Source organism: Microbacterium sp. Root166, assembly GCF_001427145.1.
Classification (GTDB): Bacteria; Actinomycetota; Actinomycetes; order Actinomycetales; family Microbacteriaceae; genus Microbacterium.
Map to the genome: position 1 here is coordinate 222,792 of NZ_LMGL01000001.1, position 17,236 is coordinate 240,027.

The 17,236-nt window shown below is 69.4% G+C and carries 16 protein-coding genes; 5 read left to right on the forward strand and 11 right to left on the reverse strand.

Annotated features, from left to right (window positions below; genetic code table 11):
- Positions 1–51 precede the first annotated feature (51 nt).
- The 3 genes from ASD56_RS01000 to ASD56_RS01010 form a co-directional block, all read right to left on the reverse strand.
- A complete protein-coding gene (locus ASD56_RS01000; RefSeq protein ID WP_442922390.1) occupies positions 52–1,020 on the reverse strand; it encodes a sugar ABC transporter permease in 969 nt (322 codons plus the stop codon).
- Complete coding sequence (malF, locus tag ASD56_RS01005; RefSeq protein ID WP_055960219.1) at positions 1,017–2,633, reverse strand: maltose ABC transporter permease MalF; 1,617 nt, start codon at positions 2,631–2,633, stop codon at positions 1,017–1,019. Before malF ends, ASD56_RS01000 begins: the two co-directional genes overlap by 4 nt.
- 79 nt (positions 2,634–2,712) lie before the next feature.
- Entirely contained in the window at positions 2,713–3,936 is a 1,224-nt protein-coding gene (locus ASD56_RS01010) for a sugar ABC transporter substrate-binding protein (protein ID WP_055960222.1), read from the reverse strand.
- Between the two features lie 264 nt (positions 3,937–4,200).
- Here ASD56_RS01010 and ASD56_RS01015 point away from each other — a divergent pair, with 264 nt between their 5' ends.
- Complete coding sequence (locus tag ASD56_RS01015; RefSeq protein WP_055960225.1) at positions 4,201–4,689, forward strand: YajQ family cyclic di-GMP-binding protein; 489 nt, start codon at positions 4,201–4,203, stop codon at positions 4,687–4,689.
- A 43-nt stretch (positions 4,690–4,732) separates the two neighbouring features.
- Here ASD56_RS01015 and ASD56_RS01020 read toward each other — a convergent pair whose 3' ends face one another.
- Positions 4,733–6,055, reverse strand: a complete 1,323-nt coding sequence (locus ASD56_RS01020) for a serine/threonine-protein kinase (protein ID WP_157535810.1) — start codon at positions 6,053–6,055, stop codon at positions 4,733–4,735.
- Between the two features lie 201 nt (positions 6,056–6,256).
- On the opposite strand from ASD56_RS01020, the gene ASD56_RS01025 reads away from it, so the two are divergent.
- Positions 6,257–6,973, forward strand: a complete 717-nt coding sequence (locus tag ASD56_RS01025; RefSeq protein WP_082541157.1) for a GntR family transcriptional regulator — start codon at positions 6,257–6,259, stop codon at positions 6,971–6,973.
- Between the two features lie 51 nt (positions 6,974–7,024).
- Here the strand turns inward: ASD56_RS01025 and manD are convergent, their stop codons facing one another.
- From manD to uxaC, 3 genes are read right to left on the reverse strand one after another with little or no spacing between them, the layout of a single operon-like run.
- Positions 7,025–8,269, reverse strand: coding sequence for a D-mannonate dehydratase ManD (manD, locus tag ASD56_RS01030; protein ID WP_055960232.1), 1,245 nt, complete (start codon positions 8,267–8,269; stop codon positions 7,025–7,027).
- Positions 8,266–9,696 (reverse strand): mannitol dehydrogenase family protein, encoded by a 1,431-nt coding sequence (locus ASD56_RS01035; protein ID WP_082541158.1) that lies wholly within the window; start codon positions 9,694–9,696, stop codon positions 8,266–8,268. The genes manD and ASD56_RS01035 overlap by 4 nt, the downstream gene beginning before the upstream one ends.
- On the reverse strand, positions 9,693–11,090 hold the full coding sequence (gene uxaC, locus ASD56_RS01040) for a glucuronate isomerase (RefSeq protein WP_055960235.1): 1,398 nt from the start codon (positions 11,088–11,090) through the stop codon (positions 9,693–9,695). Before uxaC ends, ASD56_RS01035 begins: the two co-directional genes overlap by 4 nt.
- A gap of 128 nt (positions 11,091–11,218) precedes the next feature.
- Here uxaC and ASD56_RS01045 point away from each other — a divergent pair, with 128 nt between their 5' ends.
- Genes ASD56_RS01045 through ASD56_RS01055 form a run of 3 tightly spaced genes read left to right on the forward strand, consistent with a single transcriptional unit; the run spans position 11,219 to position 13,279 of the window.
- Complete coding sequence (locus tag ASD56_RS01045; RefSeq protein ID WP_055960237.1) at positions 11,219–12,238, forward strand: LacI family DNA-binding transcriptional regulator; 1,020 nt, start codon at positions 11,219–11,221, stop codon at positions 12,236–12,238.
- 37 nt (positions 12,239–12,275) lie between these two features.
- Entirely contained in the window at positions 12,276–12,953 is a 678-nt protein-coding gene (locus tag ASD56_RS01050) for a GntR family transcriptional regulator (RefSeq protein WP_055960240.1), read from the forward strand.
- The gene (locus ASD56_RS01055; protein WP_055960243.1) at positions 12,950–13,279 is read left to right on the forward strand and encodes an L-rhamnose mutarotase; all 330 of its coding nucleotides are present in this window, start codon (positions 12,950–12,952) and stop codon (positions 13,277–13,279) included. The genes ASD56_RS01050 and ASD56_RS01055 overlap by 4 nt, the downstream gene beginning before the upstream one ends.
- Before the next feature lie 157 nt (positions 13,280–13,436).
- Here ASD56_RS01055 and ASD56_RS01060 read toward each other — a convergent pair whose 3' ends face one another.
- The 4 genes from ASD56_RS01060 to ASD56_RS01075 all read right to left on the reverse strand — a co-directional run bounded on the left by ASD56_RS01060 (position 13,437) and on the right by ASD56_RS01075 (position 17,224).
- Positions 13,437–14,810, reverse strand: coding sequence for an FAD-dependent oxidoreductase (locus ASD56_RS01060; RefSeq protein ID WP_055960246.1), 1,374 nt, complete (start codon positions 14,808–14,810; stop codon positions 13,437–13,439).
- Positions 14,811–14,830: 20 nt separating this feature from the next.
- A complete protein-coding gene (locus tag ASD56_RS01065; RefSeq protein ID WP_055960249.1) occupies positions 14,831–15,886 on the reverse strand; it encodes a polyprenyl synthetase family protein in 1,056 nt (351 codons plus the stop codon).
- Positions 15,887–15,895: 9 nt separating this feature from the next.
- Complete coding sequence (gene ubiE, locus ASD56_RS01070; RefSeq protein WP_235565564.1) at positions 15,896–16,576, reverse strand: bifunctional demethylmenaquinone methyltransferase/2-methoxy-6-polyprenyl-1,4-benzoquinol methylase UbiE; 681 nt, start codon at positions 16,574–16,576, stop codon at positions 15,896–15,898.
- Between the two features lie 81 nt (positions 16,577–16,657).
- On the reverse strand, positions 16,658–17,224 hold the full coding sequence (locus ASD56_RS01075; RefSeq protein ID WP_235565461.1) for a DUF402 domain-containing protein: 567 nt from the start codon (positions 17,222–17,224) through the stop codon (positions 16,658–16,660).
- Positions 17,225–17,236 lie beyond the last annotated feature (12 nt).

A 17,236-nucleotide genomic window follows, 5' to 3' on the forward strand; every position in this document is an offset into this window, starting at 1 on the left:
ACGAGGCGTCGGAGAGGTCTCGATTGTGGCACGGGGGTGCGACAGGGACGCTCAGCCCTTGGTCGCGCCCGCCGTCAGCCCACCGACGATGTAGCGCTGCAGGAGCAGGAAGAGGATCACGACCGGAAGGGCCGCCATCACGGCGCCTGCGGCGAAACCGGACCAGTCCGCGTAGCGCGGGTTGGAGACGAGTTTCGTGAGGCCCACGACCAGCGTCTGCTTGTCGGAGTCGATCAGCACGACGCTCGCGATCACGAATTCGTTGACGATCCCGATGAAGGAGAGCAGTCCCACCACCGCCAGGATCGGCGCCGCCAGGCGCAGGATGATCGTGAAGAAGATGCGGGCGTGACCGGCCCCGTCGATGCGCGCGGCCTCGTCGATCTCGGTGGGGATCGTGTTGAAGAACCCGTACATGAGGAAGGTGTTCACACCGAGCGCGCCGCCGAGGTAGATGAGGATCACGCCGGAGATCGTGTTCAGGCCGATCGCCGGGAACCACTCGCCGATGCTCGTCATGAGAAGGAAGATCGCGACGACGGCCAGCAGCTGCGGGAACATCTGCACGACGACGATCGTGATCAGGCCGATTCGGCGCCCCTTGAAGCGCATGCGCGAGAACGCGTAGGCCGCGCAGGCTCCGATGAAGACCATGAGCAGGCCGGTGACCACAGCGATGACGAGCGTGTTGATGAACCACTGCACGTACGGGATCTGCGGATCCGTGAGGATGCGGACGTAACTGTCGAAGCCGATGGCCGCGAAGAGCTGATTCGATCCGGTCAGCGTGCCGCGGGGGTTCAGGGAGGCCGACACCACGTAGAGGAGCGGGAAGATCGCGAAGGCACACGCGACGACGGCCACCACATGGCGCCAGCCGGTGTCGCGGAACCAGGCGCCGAAGCCGCGACGGCGGGGCTTGCCGGCGACGTCACCGTCCCAGGATTGCTCGGGGGCGGGGCCGGGCACCGTCACCACGGCTCCCTGCTCGGCGAAGGGCATGCGCTGCTCGGTCATCAGTTCAGCTCCTCAAGGGCCTTGGTCCGTCGGAAGAGGACCACGGCGATGGTCGCGACGACGATGAAGATCAGGATCGTGAAAGCGGACGCGAGACCGTAGTCGCGGTTCTGCCCGGTGAACGCCACCTTGTAGACCATGGAGATCAGGATGTCGGTGTGCCCGACGGGGATCGCGGTGTCGGGGAAGCGCGGACCGCCGTTGGTGAGCATGTAGATCAGGTTGAAGTTGTTGAAGTTGAACGCGAACGAGGCGATCAGCAGCGGCGTCACCGTCACCAGGAGGAGCGGCAGCTTGATCCGGCGGAAGATCTGCCACGCGTTGGCGCCGTCCATGACGGCGGCCTCGTTGACGTCCTCCGGCAGCCCCTGAAGGGCACCCAGGCAGACCAGGAACATGTACGGCGTGCCGAGCCAGAGGTTGACGATGAGGATCGAGACCTTGGCGAGTGCAGGATCCGTCAGCCAGGGCACCTCCGCTCCGCCGAGGAACACCTGGTTGATGAACCCGAAGCTCTCGTTCATCATGCCCGCCCAGACCAGGGCGCCCAGGAACGCGGGGAACGCGTACGGCAGGATCAGCATGATCCGGTAGGGGTAGCGCCCGCGCATCGAGGGCTTGTTCAGCGTGATCGCCACGAGGAGCCCGAGGAAGAAGGTGGACGCCACCGACACGATGGCGAAGACGAACGTCCAGATGATCACCGAGATGAGGGGGCCGCGGATCGTCTCGTCGGTCAGCGCGCGGACGAAGTTGTCGAAGCCGACCCAGACCTGCCAGCCGGGCAGGAGCTCCTCGCCACTCTCCGAGACGAAGGCGCCCTCGCCGTTGTCGGTGTAGACCTCGCCGGTGTTGGTGTCGGTCATCGTGTCGGCCGTCTCGTCGTACTCGAGACTCGAGACGTACTGATAGCCGTTCTGCCCGTCCGGCGTGCGGATGGCGCCGTCGTTCGGGTCGGTGCTGAACGGGACGGCGAGCGACTCGATCTCGGCGCTGCGCGCGACCACGTCGCCGAAGGCGAGCGAGGTCCAGCCGTCGACGGCGACGGCCTTGCCGTTCTCCATCTGAGCGCCTTCGACCGGCTCCAGTGGGATCGTGTTGGTGCCGACGCTCACGTCGTCGTCGGTCGGGTCGGTGACGAGCAGGCCGAGCTCGCCGAAGCGCTCGACGACGGTGACACCGAAGGTCGGCGAGTCCTCGACGCGCTCGAGAGCCGAGCGCATGAGCGAGGCGACCGCCTGCTCCTTGGAGCCGTTGTGGCCCGTGCCGTAGTTCGTGAAGCCGATGTACGCCGTGTACACGAGCGTGAAGATCTGGAAGACGATGAGCAGGATGATGCCCGGCGTCAGGTACTTGGGAGCGATCCGCTTGCGCGAGAAGTAGATCCAGTTGACCAGGATGGTCACGACCACGACGGAGGCGAGCACGAGCCACTCGCGGTTGAGGAACAGGACGAAGACCGCGTAGACCGCGATGGCGTCCACCACCGCCAGCGCGAGGATCTTGAGGATGAGCCAGCGGACGGGGCCGGCCGCGGCATCCGCCATTCGAGTCGCCCGTCGCTGCTTGGCGGTGGGCGGCGCCGGAGTCTCGGTGGTCTGGAGTGTGTCGCTCATTGTCGTCCCTCGTGCCATGATGCGCCCCGGGGATGCCGAGGCATCCCCGGGGCGGATCAGGGTGATCGTTGGATCAGTCTTACTGGATGGCTGCCGTCACGTCATCGACGAGCTTCTGCCACGTCGCTGCCGGGTCTGCGCCGTTGATGATCTCGGCCTCCGAGAGACCCCAGAACTGCCACACGGCGCCCATCGGCGGGATGGCCGGCATCGGGACGGCGTTCTCACCGACGGCCTGGAAGCCGGCGATGATCGGGTCGCTCGCCGCAGCGTCGGCCGCGACGGTCAGCGCCGGGAGGACGTTGCCGGCCTCGAACAGCGAGAGCTGGACGTCTTCGGTGCCGATGTAGTTGACCAGGAAGTCGTTCGCGGCGACCTTGTTCTCGGACTCGGCGCTGACGAAGAAGCCCTTGACGCCGGCGAACGGCGAAGCGACCTCAGCGGTCGGGCTGGGGATCGCGTCGATCTCGACGTTGATGCCGCCGTCGACAGCCGCGCCCACGTTCCAGGGGCCGGTCAGCCAGAAGGCCGCCTCGCCGGCGAGGAACTTGTCCTTGGCGATCTGGCCGTCGACATCGGTGTTCAGCGTGCCCGCGGCACCCTGGGCGCCGAGCCACGTGGCGAACTCGAAGCCGCCCGGGCTGCCCATCTGCAGGTCGGCCGGGTCGTAGTTGCCCTCGGCGTCGGTGCCGAACACGGGAGCGCCGAAGGCGGTCTGGAACGGGTACAGGTGGTACGGGTTGCCCTCGACGCCCTGCTCGACCACGAAGGGCTGCGCGAGGCCGGCGGCCTGGCCCTTGGCGATCATGTCGTCGAAGCTCGTCGCTGCCTCGGGGATGAGGTCGGCGTTGCGCAGCACGGCGATGTTCTCGACGGCGTACGGGAGCATGTAGACGGTGCCCTCGTAGGTCGACGCCTGCAGCGCGACGGGGAGGTAGCCCTCGGCGCTGTCGCCGAGCTCGATCGGGGCGACGACGCCGTTGGTCGACAGCTCGCCGAGCCAGTCGTGGGCGCCCATGGTGATGTCGGGGCCCTCGCCGGTCGGCACCTGCTGGATGAAGTCATCCTTGATGGTGTTGTTGTCCTTGCCGACCAGGTTGACCTTCACGCCGGTCTGCTCGGTGTAGTCGTCCGCCGCGCCCTGAAGCGCATCGACGCGCTCCGAGTCGACCCAGACCGTCAGTTCGCCGGCGGAGCTGGCCTCGGGGGCCTCGCCGCTGCCGCCTGCGCAACCGGCAAGCACCACGGCGCTTCCCGCGATGAGGGCGCTCAGTGCGAGCGCGCCCTTCTTGTTCACCTTCATCGGTGTGCCTCTCTCAAGTGCTGTTGGGATCCGACCGGTCCGGCCGGCGCGAGCACCGAGAAGACCGTTCTTCAGCTCGCGTTTATGCAAGCGCTTACATTGTTACCATGATCGGCCCTGAGCGCAACCTGTGATTGGTTCGATCGATACGAGTTCGTGACGTGCGAATAACGCGGGAAGCCCGCGAAACCCCCGCAAGTGCAAGCGCTTCCAAGGCGGCGATCGGCCCGCGGAGCCCGCTCGACGGAAGCTAGACTCTCGCGCATGGCTGATTCTTCCTTCGACATCGTGAGCAAGGTCGACCACCAGGAGGCCGAGAACGCACTGAACCAGGCGCGCAAGGAGATCGAGCAGCGCTACGACTTCAAGGGCACCGGCGCCTCGGTCGAATGGAGCGGCGAGTCCGTGCTCATCAAGGCGAGCACCGAGGAGCGCGCCAAGGCCGTGCTGGACGTCTTCCAGTCCAAACTGATCAAGCGGGGCATCTCGCTCAAAAGCCTCGAGTCCGGAGAGCCCTTCGCCAGCGGCAAGGAGTACCGGATCGTCTCGACGATCAAGGACGGCATCTCGTCCGAGAACGCCAAGAAGATCAGCAAGCTCATCCGCGACGAGGGCCCCAAGGGCGTCAAGTCGCAGATCCAGGGCGACGAGCTGCGCGTGCAGTCCAAGAGTCGCGACGACCTCCAGGAGGTCCAGCGACTTCTGAAGGGCGCCGACCTCGAGGTCGACCTGCAGTTCATCAACTACCGGTAGCGAGAATTACCGGTAGCGAGCGCTGCGGCCGGATGAGTCGGCGCTAGTCGTCGTCCTCCTGCGACTTGCGTTCCTTCTCTTCCTGCTTCTTCTGCTCCTCTTCGAGCTTCTTGCGCTCCTCCTCGGCTTTCTTGCGAGCCTCCTCGGCGGCCTTGCGCTCCTCTTCGGTCGTGCCCTTCCCGCCGTCGCCCTGCTCACCGGTGTCGTCGTCGGCGGGCGGCGCCTCGGACGGATCCGTGACGACGGGGACCGTCAGCTGCGGCTCCGGTGCGACACCCGGTCCGCCGAGCATCGAGAAGCCGACGACCGCCGCGAGTGCGATGGCGACGACAGCGAGCGCGCCACCGATGAGCGCCAGCATCCGCCGGCGGCGGGGGCGTCGATCGGCCCGTCCTGCGGGAGCCGCGACCACCGGCGGGGGCGATCCGGCGGCAGGCGAAGCGGATGCCGCCGCCAGAGCCCCGGCCGGAGCGATCAGCGTCGGCGCGGTGAACGGGACGGTCACGGCAGTCTGATCCGCGGGCGCGGCCACTACCTGCGCCCCGTCGGCGAGGGCTGCGGCGGCCGACGCCACCTCGGCGGCGGTCGGCCGCCGCGACGGGTCGAGGTCCATCATGCGCGTGAGCAGAGCGCTCCACCGCGGATCCAGCGAGTCGGGGATCGTCGGCGGATTCTCCAGCCGCGCGAGCGCAGCTGCCATGCCCCCGCCGTGCGCGTGGGCGCGCTCCCCGGTGAGGCACTCCAGCAGCACGAGCCCGAGCGAGTAGATGTCGGCTGCGGGCGAGGGCTCGCCGCCGCGAATCTGCTCGGGCGCGAGGTAGGCGACGGTTCCGACGACCATCCCGGGCGAGGTCAGTCGCGACGCGTCGAGCAGGTACGCGATCCCGAAATCAGCCAGCTTGGCGCGCGGGCGGGAACCGGGCAGCTGGGCGGGGCTGAGCAGCACGTTGGAGGGCTTGATGTCGCGGTGCACGATCCCGGCTGCGTGGACGACATGCAGTGCTTCGGCGAGCTCACCGGCCAGGTGCGCCACCATCGCAGGCGCCAGGGCACCCGCGGCAAGGCGCGCACCGAGCGTCGGCCCGTCGACGAACTCCATCACCAGGTACTCGGGCTGACCGGGGACCAGGCGTGCGTCGAACAGCGTGACGAGCGACGGATGGTTGAGCGAGGCCAGGACCGTCATCTCGCTGCGCGCCCGGTCCGACTGCGTCCCGTCGACACCGGGGCGCATGAGCTTGAGGGCCACCGTGCGGCCGAGGCTGATGTCCTCCGCGCGGTAGACGCGCGCCATCCCGCCCTCGCCGATGCACTCGCCCAGCCGGTAACGGTCATCGAGCAGGGCGGCCGTGCCATCGGCATCCATACCGCTCACCGCTCCTCCCTCCGTCGCGGCTCGGGTGCTCGCGACGACCTCCCCAAAACTAACCTGTCGCGGCCCCTCACACCGGTGGCTTGACGCGGCAGCGCCGCCCCCTTCGTCCCATGAGATGCCAGACTGGAACATATTTCCCTGAATACATCAAGCCCTGCCAGCGATAGTCGATCATCGACTAGGGTTCGGGATATGACCGCTCACATCGCCGACGGAATGCAGCTGGAACGCGGCCTTCTGTCCGACCAGATCTACGACCAGCTCAAGGCGATGATCAAGGACGGGCAGCTGCTGCCCGGCGAGCAGGTCGTCGAGTCCAAGCTCGCCCGCAGCTTCGGCGTCAGCCAGGCCCCCGTACGCGAGGCGCTCAAGCGACTCGCTCACGACGGTCTCATCACCCACGTCCGCCACCACGGCAACTTCGTCACCGAGTTCTCGCAGCACGAGGCCGAGCAGGCCCGCGTCGCCCGCGTCGCCCTGGAGGCCGTCGGCGCGCGCGTCGCGTGCACCCGCGTCACGCCCGAGATGCGTGCGAGCCTGCTGAGCATCGTCGACGCCATGCACGCGGCGGCCGACCGCGACGACATCGCCGACTTCCGCGAGAACGACTTCCGGTTCCACCGCATGGTCATCGAGTCCAGCGGCAACGTCTACCTGCCGCGCATGTGGGACATCGTCGAGCCCAGCCTGCGCTCCATGCATGTGCTGTCGGACCCGATGTACGAAGGCGACTGGCATGTCATCGCGGAGAGCCACCGGAAGCTGCTCGACGTCCTCGAGGAGGGCGACGTCGAGGCCGCCGTCGATGCGTTCATGAATCACGCTCTCGGCCTGAGCTCGAAGCCGGAGCGTCCGAGCCTGCCCGCACTCGACCGGCTCATCGAGCGGGCCGCTCGGCCCGCGGACTGACCCAGCCGGTACACGCGGGCGTGTGCAGCAGTCACGACCGTCCCGCGACGGTCACCAGTCGTGGACGGTGCCGTCGGCGAGCCGGTTGAAGGGCAGGTACGCCTGCTCGTACGGGTACTTGCCGGCTGCGTCGACATCCAGTTCAACACCCAGGCCTGGAAGATCGCCGGGGTGCAGCATCCCGTCCGTCCAGGTGAAGGACTGCTGGAAAACCTCGTTCGTGCGGTCGCTGTGCTTCATGTACTCCTGGATGCCGAAGTTGTGGATCGACAGCCCCAGGTGCATGGCGGCGGCCATGCCGACCGGCGAGATGTCGGTGGGCCCGTGCATGCCCGACTTGATCTGGTACTGCGCGGCGTAGTCGAGGGTCTTCTTCAGGTGGCTGATCCCGCCCATGTGGGTGACGGCACCGCGCACGTAGTCGATCAGCTGCTCGCGGATGATCTGCTGGTAGTCCCACACCGTGTTGAAGATCTCGCCGATCGCGAGGGGCGTGGTGGTGTGCTGACGGACCAGGCGCAGCGACTCCGGGTTCTCGGCCGGCGTGCAGTCCTCGAGCCAGAACAGGTCGTACGGCTCGAGCGACTTGCCCAGCTGGGCGGCCTGGATGGGCGTCATGCGGTGGTGGCCGTCGTGCAGGAGCGGAAGCTCCGGGCCGAACTCGTTGCGGACGGCCTCGAACACGGTGGGCACGTGACGGAGGTAGGAACGCGTGTCCCAGTCCTCTTCCTTGGGCAGCGCGCCGCGGACGGCCGGCTCGTAGTCGTACCGGCCCTTCTTCCCGCTGCCCGGTTCGTAGGTCGCGTTGGAGGCGATGCCGTAGATGGACTTCAGGCCCGGCACCCCGGTCTGCACGCGGATCGCCTTGAAGCCCTGCTCCTGGTGCGATCGCACCGAGTCGAAGAGCTCCTCGTTCGAGGTGCCCGAGGCGTGACCGTAGGCCAGGAGGCCGGTTCGCGACGCGCCGCCGAGCATCTGGTACACCGGCATGCCGGCGGCCTTGCCCTTGATGTCCCACAGCGCCATGTCCACCGCGGCGATCGCTGCCATGGTCACCGGCCCCCGGCGCCAGTAGGCGCTGCGGTAGAGGAACTGCCAGGTGTCCTCGATGCGGTGCGCATCGCGGCCCAGCAGCAGCGGCACGACGTGGTCCTTGAGATAGGCCACCACGGCCAGCTCGCGGCCGTTGAGGGTCGCGTCGCCGATGCCGACGAGACCGTCGTCGGTCGTCAGGCGCAGCGTGACGAAGTTGCGGCTCGGGCTCGTGACGATGACTTCAGCTCTGTCGATGATCATCGGGTGTCCTTTCGTGTCGCGCTCGGCGCGCTCTGTGTGGTCGTGATGGCTGCGCCGAGGCGCGTGAGAAGGGAGTCGGTGAGGTCGCGGAAGTCATCGTCTGCACCGAGCACCGGATCGAGATAAGTGATGAGGGAGCGGGTGCCGACACCCGCTGCGGACCCCGCGGGTGCCGGGTAGAGCCCGGATCGGACGGCGACGATCCATGCGGCGACGGCCGTCGCGCAGCCCTCCGCCGCACGGCCGGCGGCGCGTTCGCGCAGCGCGACGGGGACGATCCGCAGCTTCACCTTGGTCGCCGCGTCGCCGCCGATCTGCACGAGGCGGTGCTCGATGCGGGCGTTGGAGAACCGCTCGACGAGCGCGGCGCGGTAGGCGTCGGTGTCGACGCCCGGGAGGTGGCGCGCGTCCTCGTCCCACAGTCGCTCGACGGCGTCGCGGCACGCGGGGTCCGCGATGGCTTCGCTCACCAGCGAGTGGCCACGGAGCGAGCCGAGGGATGCCAGGAGGGTGTGGGCGCCGTTGAGCATCCAGAGCTTGCGCAGCTGCCACGGGGCGATGTCGTCGACGAACCGCGCACCGGCGCTGGCCCAGTCCGGGCGACCGGAGGGGAAGTCTCCCGAGAGCACCCAGTCCGAGAACGGCTCGGTGACGACGGCCGCCTCATCCGTCCATCCGGTGGCGGCTGCCGCGTGTGCGCGGTCGTCGGCGGTCGGCTGCGGCGTGATGCGGTCGACGCTCGTGGACACGACCGAGATCCCGGTGGGCAGCCAGCGGTCGAGCTCCGGGCTGATCGCGCGGGCCAGGGTCTCGAGGGCTCGGCTGAGTACGGCGCCGTTGTCGGGGAGGTTGTCGCACGGGACGACCGCGAGACCGCCGGCACCGGCGCGGCGCCGCGCTTCGAGGCCCAGCACGACCCGTCCGAGCGACGTCGCCGGCTCGAGCCGCCCGAGGTCGATCCGGTCGGCGATCCCCTCGCGAAGGAGCGCGATGTCGGCCAGGGTCCCCGGGTCGGCCGGGTCGAGCAGCCCGTTCGGGTCGAGGCGGTAGCCTGCTTCGGTGATCGTCAGGGTCAGGACGGCGACGGCGGGGTCGGCCACGAGCGCGACGAAGGCCGGCAGATCGGACCCGGGAAGCGCGCGGACGATGTTCGCGACGAGCTCCCAGCGATCGCCCTCGGGACCGCGCTCGACCAGCGTGAAGACGCCGTCCTGTGCGGCGAGCTGCTCGGCGGCGAGCGGCGAGCGGCCGGTGAAGGCGGCGATCCCCCACTCCCCCGCGTCGGAGGCATGCGCGGTGTACCAGGCCTGGTGCGCGCGATGGAACGCGCCGAGTCCGACGTGCACGATCCGCACCGGCGGGGCGACGGCCCGAGCGGCGTCGAGAGCGGAGCGGTTCAGCCGGGGGACGGTCAGGGAAGCGCTCACAGTTTGAACACCTCTCGCGGGATGGCGCTGACCAGATCATCGGCGATGCGCTCGGCGAGCCGCAAGGGCACGCGGCCCTCGGCGACGAGGCGCGCGAGGAACGCGGCATCCGCTCGACGCGCAGTGTCGTGCCGCGCCGGGATAGACAGGAACGCACGCGTGTCGTCGATGAAGCCGGAGGTCCGGTAGAAGCCGGCAGTCTCGGTGATCGCCGAGCGGTAGCGGGCCATCGCGTCGGGGGCGTCGAGGAACCACCACGGGGCGCCGGCGTACACGCTCGGGTAGAACCCGGCCAGCGGCGCGAGCTCGCGCGAGAAGACCGTCTCATCGATCGCGAACAGGACGACGTGGAAGCCCGGCTCGAGGCCGAACGCCTCGAGCATCGGACGGATGCCGCGCGTGAAGGAGGTCTGCACCGGGATGTCGTGCCCCGAGTCGGCGCCCAGCCGGCGCAGGGTCTCGCTGCTGTGGTTGCGGAAGACCCCCGCGTGGATCGTCATGACGAGGCCGTCCTCGACGCTCATGCCCGCCATCTGGAAGAGCATGTGACCCCGGAACAGGCGCCGCTGTTCGGCATCGGCCGTCCCTGCGAGCACGGCCTGGAAGAGCCGCTCCGCCTCGTGCGGGTACAGCGCGGCCGTGAACGCCTCCTCCACCCCGTGGTCGGTCGAGACCGCGCCGTGCCGCACGAAGTGCTCGCGCCGGGCGCGCAGCGCATCGAGGTATCCCGCGAAGGTCGTAGCCTCGCCGGTCGCGGCGAGAAGGGCCGCGACGTTGCCCGCGAAGCCCGCCGCATCGGGATCGACGTAGCGGTCGGGACGGAAGGTGGGGACCACGCGGCCGCCCAGGCCGCTCGCGGCGAGGGCGGCGTGCGAGGCCAGGTCGTCCAGCGGATCGTCGGTCGTGGCGAGGAACTCGATGCCGAACCGGCGGAACAGCGCGCGGGGCCGGAACTCCGGCTCGGCCAGCCGGGCGCCGATCTCGTCGAAGATCGCGTCGGCGGTCTCGGGCGACAGCGACGAGCGGATGCCGAGCACCTCGTGCAGCTCGGATTCGAGCCAGAACGCGCTCGAGGTGCCGGCGAAGCGGTGCCAGTGATCGGCGAGCGTGCGCCACACCTCGCGCGGGTCGCACGTCGTCCCGTCGGTCGTGGTGCGCACGTTGACGCCCGACGCGTGGAGCAGCCGGGTGACGTAGTGGTCCTCGGTGACGAACAGCTCGGCGGCGTTGGGGAATGCGCGGTCCTCGAGGAGGAGACCGGGCGCGACGTGGCCGTGGGGCGAGATGATCGGCGCCGTCGCGACGCGCGCGTACAGGTCGCGCGCGATCGCCCGCGTCGACGGATCGGCGGGGAAGAGGCGGTCGGGATCGCGCCGCACAGGGTCGGCAGTCATTGCCGGGTCAAGTCCACTCACGCGACTCAGTATGAGGATGCGGCATCCTTTTGTCAATCGGTTGCCAACTCCCGAATCCGCCGCCGATGTGCGAGCATGGCTCAAGAAGTCAAGAAGGGAGCACTGCCGTGGCGACAACGGATCCCTCGCGGGGACCGCAGGATGGCAACCGGAAGCCAATCCCCACTATCTACGACGTCGCGCGCGCAGTCGGCGTCAGCCCGTCCACGGTCTCACGCGCGCTGAACAAGCCTGGTCGCATCAATGCGAAGACGGAGGAGCGCATCCGCGCGGCGGCGGAGAGCATCGGCTACCGCCTGAATCCCATGGCCCGCGCACTCCCCACGGGTCGCACCTCGACCATCGCGCTCATCGTCTCCGACATCACGAACCCGGTCTACTTCGACGTCATCCGCGGCGCCGAGCGGGTGACCACCGAGCACGGCCTCACCCTGGTGTTCTCCGAGTCGCAGGAGTCCGTCGAGCAGGAGCTGCACGCCGCCCGCCGGCTGCAGTCCGCGGCCGACGGCCTCATCCTCGTCGCCTCCCGGCTCTCCGACGACGAGATCCGGGACCTCGCCTCCGTCAAGCCCGTCGTCCTCGTGAACCGGCTCGTGCCGTCGATCCCCGCGGTCACTCCGTCACTGTCTCCGGGCGTTGAGGCCGCGGTCGAGCACCTCGAGCGACTGGGGCACCGCTCCATCGCGTACCTGTCCGGGCCCACGACGTCCTGGACCAACCGCATCCGGTGGAGCACGCTCTTCGCCTGCGCGGTGCAGCGCGGCCTGTCCATCGTCGAGATCGGTCCGGGTCAGCCCACGATGCAGGGCGGGCAGGACCTGCTGCCCCGCCTGCGCGCGTCCGGCGCGACCGCCGCGATCGCCTACAACGACCTGATGGCCCTCGGCGTGATGCAGGCCTGCCGCACGGCCGGAATCGAGATCCCGAGGGACCTCAGCCTGATCGGCTTCGACGACATCTTCGGCGCGGCGCTTCCCACTCCGGCACTGACGACGGTGCGGATTCCGCTCGCGGAACTGGGGCAGTCGGCGGCCCGGATGCTGGTAACCGGCGACTACGGCTTTGACGAGCAGTCGCTGGCCACGAGCCTGGTGACGAGAGAGTCCACAGGACCGATTCCGAGTTAATCATTAGCGATAGTCGATTATCGGGTACCGTAGAGGTATGTCCGAGTCCGCTGAGCGCATGCCGGGTCTGGAGAAAGGCCTCCTTTCCGACCAGATCTATGCGATGATCCGCGGCATGATCACGGACTCCACCCTCGAGCCGGGACACCAGCTGGTCGAGTCGCGGCTCGCACGCCAGCTGCAGGTGAGCCAGTCCCCCGTCCGCGAAGCGCTGCGCCGGCTGGCCCATGACGGGCTGGTGACCCAGGTCCGCCACCACGGCTCTTTCGTGGCCGATCACTCCCGGCAGGATGCCGAGGCCGCCAAGACCGCCCGGGTCGCGCTCGAGGAGATGGCGGGCCGCTTCGCCTGCGGCCGTCTCGACCAGGAGTCCACGAACGTGCTCGAGTCGCTGATCGACGACATGTCGGGAGCCGCGGCGCGGGCCGACGTCACCATGTTCCGCGAGCTGGACTTCGCCTTCCACCGTGCCGTGATCGCCGCGAGCGGGAACTCGTACCTGCCGCGCATGTGGGACGTCCTCGAGCCGAGCCTCCGTTCGCTCCACGTGCTGTCGGACCCCGACTTCGACGGCGACTGGGGCGACGTCGCCGAGGCCCATCGCGATCTGCTGCGGTCGCTCGAGAACGACCGGCCTCAGCAGGCGGCCGAGAAGTTCCGCCGTCATGCCAGCGGCGACTCGCAGCTGGAGCGGCGCCGGAAGGTGAGCCGATGAGCATCCGCGCGATCCGGACCCGGCTCAAGCCCGGCATGGAGCAGTCGTACGAGGCCCTGCACGCGACGGTCCCGGACTGGCTCGCCACCGATCTCGTGCGGCGCGGCAACAGCGAGTGGCTCATCTTCCGCCACGGCCAGGACCTCTTCCACGTGATCTTCAGCGATGACGCCGACGCCGTGGCCGGTCCCCCGATCGAGCACGATCCCGCCTGGCACGCCGCCGTCGCCGAACACCTCGAGCCCGTCGAAGGCGACGCGGTCAGCGTCCCGCTCGAGCTCGTGTGGAGCCTGAGCGAGAACGGCGGCCACCCGCCGAGGCCCTGACTGGGGCTCCGCCCCAGACCCCCGGCTTGCTGACGCGAGGCCCTAACTGGGGCTCCGCCCCAGACCCCCGGCTTGCTGACGCGCGCCCCTAACTGGGGCTCCGCCCCAGACCCCCGGCTTGCTGACGCGCGCCCCTAGGTGCGGCAGACACCCCGGCTCACTCGCCGCGGGAGATCGTGACCATCTCGTCGCGCGGCACGACCTTCACCCGCGCGCGTCCGTGCGGGGCGCCGAGGCCGACCTCGTGCTCGTCCAGCAGGTGCCAGCCGTCCAGATCGGTCCATCGCACACCGCGCTCGGCGAGCAGTGCGGGGATCGCCCCCTCGGACGGATCGGCCGGCTGCCACCACGACCCCTGGTCGTTGATGATGTGACGCACCGTCTCCATGGCGTCGGACTTGGTGTGCCCGATGAGCCCCACCGGGCCGCGCTTGATCCAGCCGGTCGCGTACACGCCGGGGACGCGCTCGTTGGAGTCCTTGTGCAGCGCCTGGCCCTCGTGGTTGGGGATGACGCCGTGACGCTTGTCGAACGGCACACCCGGCAGCGGCGAGCCGAAGTATCCGACCGCGCGGTACAGGGCTTGGATGGCGATCTCGCGGATCTCTCCGGTGCCGACGACCCCACCCTCGCCGTCCGGGCGCGTGCGCTCGTACCGGAATGCCGCGACGCGGCCCTCGGCATCCTTCACGATCTCCAGCGGCTTCGCGTAGAAGTGCAGATGGAGGCGGCGGGATGCATCGCCTCCGGCGTTGTTGACGCTCGGGCGCTGGCGCCACGACTGCAGCACGCGGTCGATGACCAGCACCTGCTTGTTGCTGGCGATCGCCGCTTTCGAGGCCTCGTCGTAGTCGAAGTCCTCGTCGTAGACGACCATGTCGACGTCGCGCAGCTCGCCGAGCTCGCGCAGCTCGAGCGGGGTGAACTTCACCTGCGCGGGTCCGCGGCGACCGAAGACGTGGACGTCCGTCACGTTGCTGGCCACGAGCCCCGCATGGACGTTCTCGGGGATCTCGGTGGGCAGCAGATCCTCCGCGTGCTTGGCGAGCATGCGGGCGACGTCGAGGGCCACGTTGCCGTTGCCGATCACGGCGACGGACTCGGCGTCGAGGGGCCACTCGCGCGGCACGTCGGGGTGCCCGTCGAACCAGCTCACGAAGTCGGCGGCGCCGTACGAGCCGGCGGCGTCGATGCCGGGGATGTCGAGACCGGTGTCGCGGATCGCGCCGGTGGCGAAGATCACCGCGTTGTAGTGGTGCTTCAGGTCTTCCAGCGTGATGTCCTGGCCGAAGCGCACGTTGCCGAACAGGCGGATGTCGCCGCGGTCGAGCACCTCGCGCAGCGCCGTGATGATGCCCTTGATGCGCGGGTGGTCGGGTGCCACGCCGTACCGGACCAGTCCGTACGGGGCCGGCAGCTGCTCGAACAGGTCGATCGAGACGTCGAACTTGCGCTCGGCCTTCAGCAGGATGTCCGCGGCGTAGATGCCCGCGGGGCCTGCGCCCACGATCGCCAGTCGGAGCTTGGTCATGGTGGTCCTTTCGGCGAGCCTCAGCTCGAGCGGTCGGCGACGGCCTGGGCGAAGCGGGTGAGCGCCTCGCGCACCGCGCCGTCGGGGAGAGGTTCGAGGGCGTCGACGGCTTCGCGCGACCAGGCGTGGGCGAGGTCGAGGGTGGCCTGCGTGGCCTCGTGCTCGCGGAGCTCGGCGAGCGCGTCGTCGAGGATGGCGGGATCTGCGCCGTCGGCGATGCGGGCGACGCCCTCGTCGATGCGGTCGCGCAGGTCGCGCGACGACGCGTCGGTGCGCTGACCCAGCACGAGGTACGGCATGGTCGGCACGCCCGCGCGCAGGTCGGTGCCGGGCACCTTGCCCGTCTCGTCGGGGTCGGCCGAGAGGTCGATGACGTCATCGAGCAGCTGGAACGCGACGCCGGCCTTCTCGCCGAAGGCGATGAGCGGCGCTTCGTACTCCTCGGGACCGTTGGAGAAGATCACGCCGGCCTGCGCGGCGGCGGCGATGAGCGACCCGGTCTTGTCGGAGAGCACCTGGAGGTAGAACGCGACGCGGTCCTCGCCCTCCTTCGGTCCGACGGTCTCGTGCATCTGCCCGAGCACGAGGCGCTCGAAGGTGTCGGCCTGCAGGCGGATCGCGCCCTCGCCGTGCCGCGCCATGATCTGGCTCGCGCGGGAGAACAGCAGGTCGCCGGTCAGGATGGCGACGTTGTTGCCCCAGATCGCGTGTGCGCTGGGCACTCCGCGGCGCTTGTCCGCGGCATCCATCACGTCGTCGTGGTACAGCGAGCCCAGGTGGGTCATCTCGAGGGCGGTGGCGCCGTCGATGACGCGGTCGGTGGCGCCGTCGCCGAGCTGCGCGGTGAGCAGCGCGAGCATGGGGCGGACGCGCTTGCCGCCGGCCTCGTACAGGTACCGGCTCGTCGCGTCGGCGAGCGAGTCGGCGACGCGCAGCTCGTTCTCGAGCGCGGCGTCGACACGCGCGAGGCCCGCCTCGACGACCGAAAGGAGCTTGCGAGACCTCGGCCCGGCGAAGACGCGGTCGGAGAGGCCCAGCTTGCCCGCAATGCGCGAGCCCGGCGCTGAGGGAGTCACCAGGCCAGCCTACCGGCCGGGCTTGACGGCTCGGTGCAGAGCGACGATGCCCATCGAGAGGTTGCGGTGGGCGACATCGGTCCACCCGGCCTGACGGATCCAGGCCGAGAGCTCCCGCTGATCCGGCCAGTCGCGGATCGACTCGTTGAGGTAGTCGTAGGCCTCGGCGTTCGAGCTCATGGTCTTGGCCACCACCGGCAGCACGCGGTCGTTGTAGAAGCGGTAGAGCCCGTTGAAGGTCCGCGACGGCGGGTGCGAGAACTCGCAGACGACGAGCCTGCCGCCGGGGCGCGTCACGCGCAGCAGCTCGGCGAGCGCCTTCTTGGGCTCGTTGACGTTGCGGAGCCCGAACGACATCGTGACGGCGTCGAACTCGCCGTCCTCGAACGGCAGATCGGTCGCGTCGGCCTCGACGAAGGACAGATTGCGGATGCCGCCGCCCGCCGCCCCGCGGCCGTACCGGCGCTCGCCCTCGGCGATCATGCCGGGCGAGAAGTCGGCGGCGACGACGGTCGCTCCGCTGCGGGCGAGGGCGACGCTCGAGGCCCCGGTGCCGGCGGCCAGGTCGAGGATGCGGTCACCGCGGCGCGGCGCCACGGCGCGCGTCGTGGCGGCCCGCCAGAAGCGGTCGTTGCCCATGCTCAGCACGGTGTTCGTGCGATCGTAGGCGGGGGCCACCTGGTCGAACATCCCGCTCACGCGCGAGGGGTCCTTGCGCAGATCGGCGCGGTTCGGCTCGTGCTCTGAGGGGTGGGCTGCCACCCGTCGAGTCTAGGCCGCGGGCGGAGCGTCGGCCTTGCTCAGCTCTTCGAGCCGCTCGAGCCAGACCGCGGCGGTGCCTTCGTCGAACGGTGCTTCGCCGGACGAGACCCGCCGCTCGAGGTCGGCGGCGAGGGCGTCGAGGTGCTCGACGACCTCGGCCGGGTACGCATACGCGACGCGGTGCTCGTCCCATTCATCGCGGTCGTCGATGTAGATCCCGCGCTCGGCGTGGTCGACGACGTCGAGGTCCATGTCGATGCCGGTGGGCTCGCCGTCCTGCCACCGCAGGTCCCACGCGAGGTCGATGTACGTGCGCGTGCGGTGCGGGGCCGCGTTGCGGGTGAACGCGTAGTCGCCGGTCGGCGGAACGAGGGTGACGTTCGGATGCTGCGGCTCGAACGTGCGTCCGGGACGTGAGCTGTCCCACCCGGGGAGCTGGCCGAACCAGTCGCCCCACTCGTCGCTGCCGAGGTAGACGCACTCGTGCACCCAGTGCGGCCCGCCGTCCCATTTGCGCCAGCGGAACATCAGCCGGGTGCCCGGCTCGGGCCTCGCGGAGACGGCGTTGTCGGTCACCCCGCGAGTCTA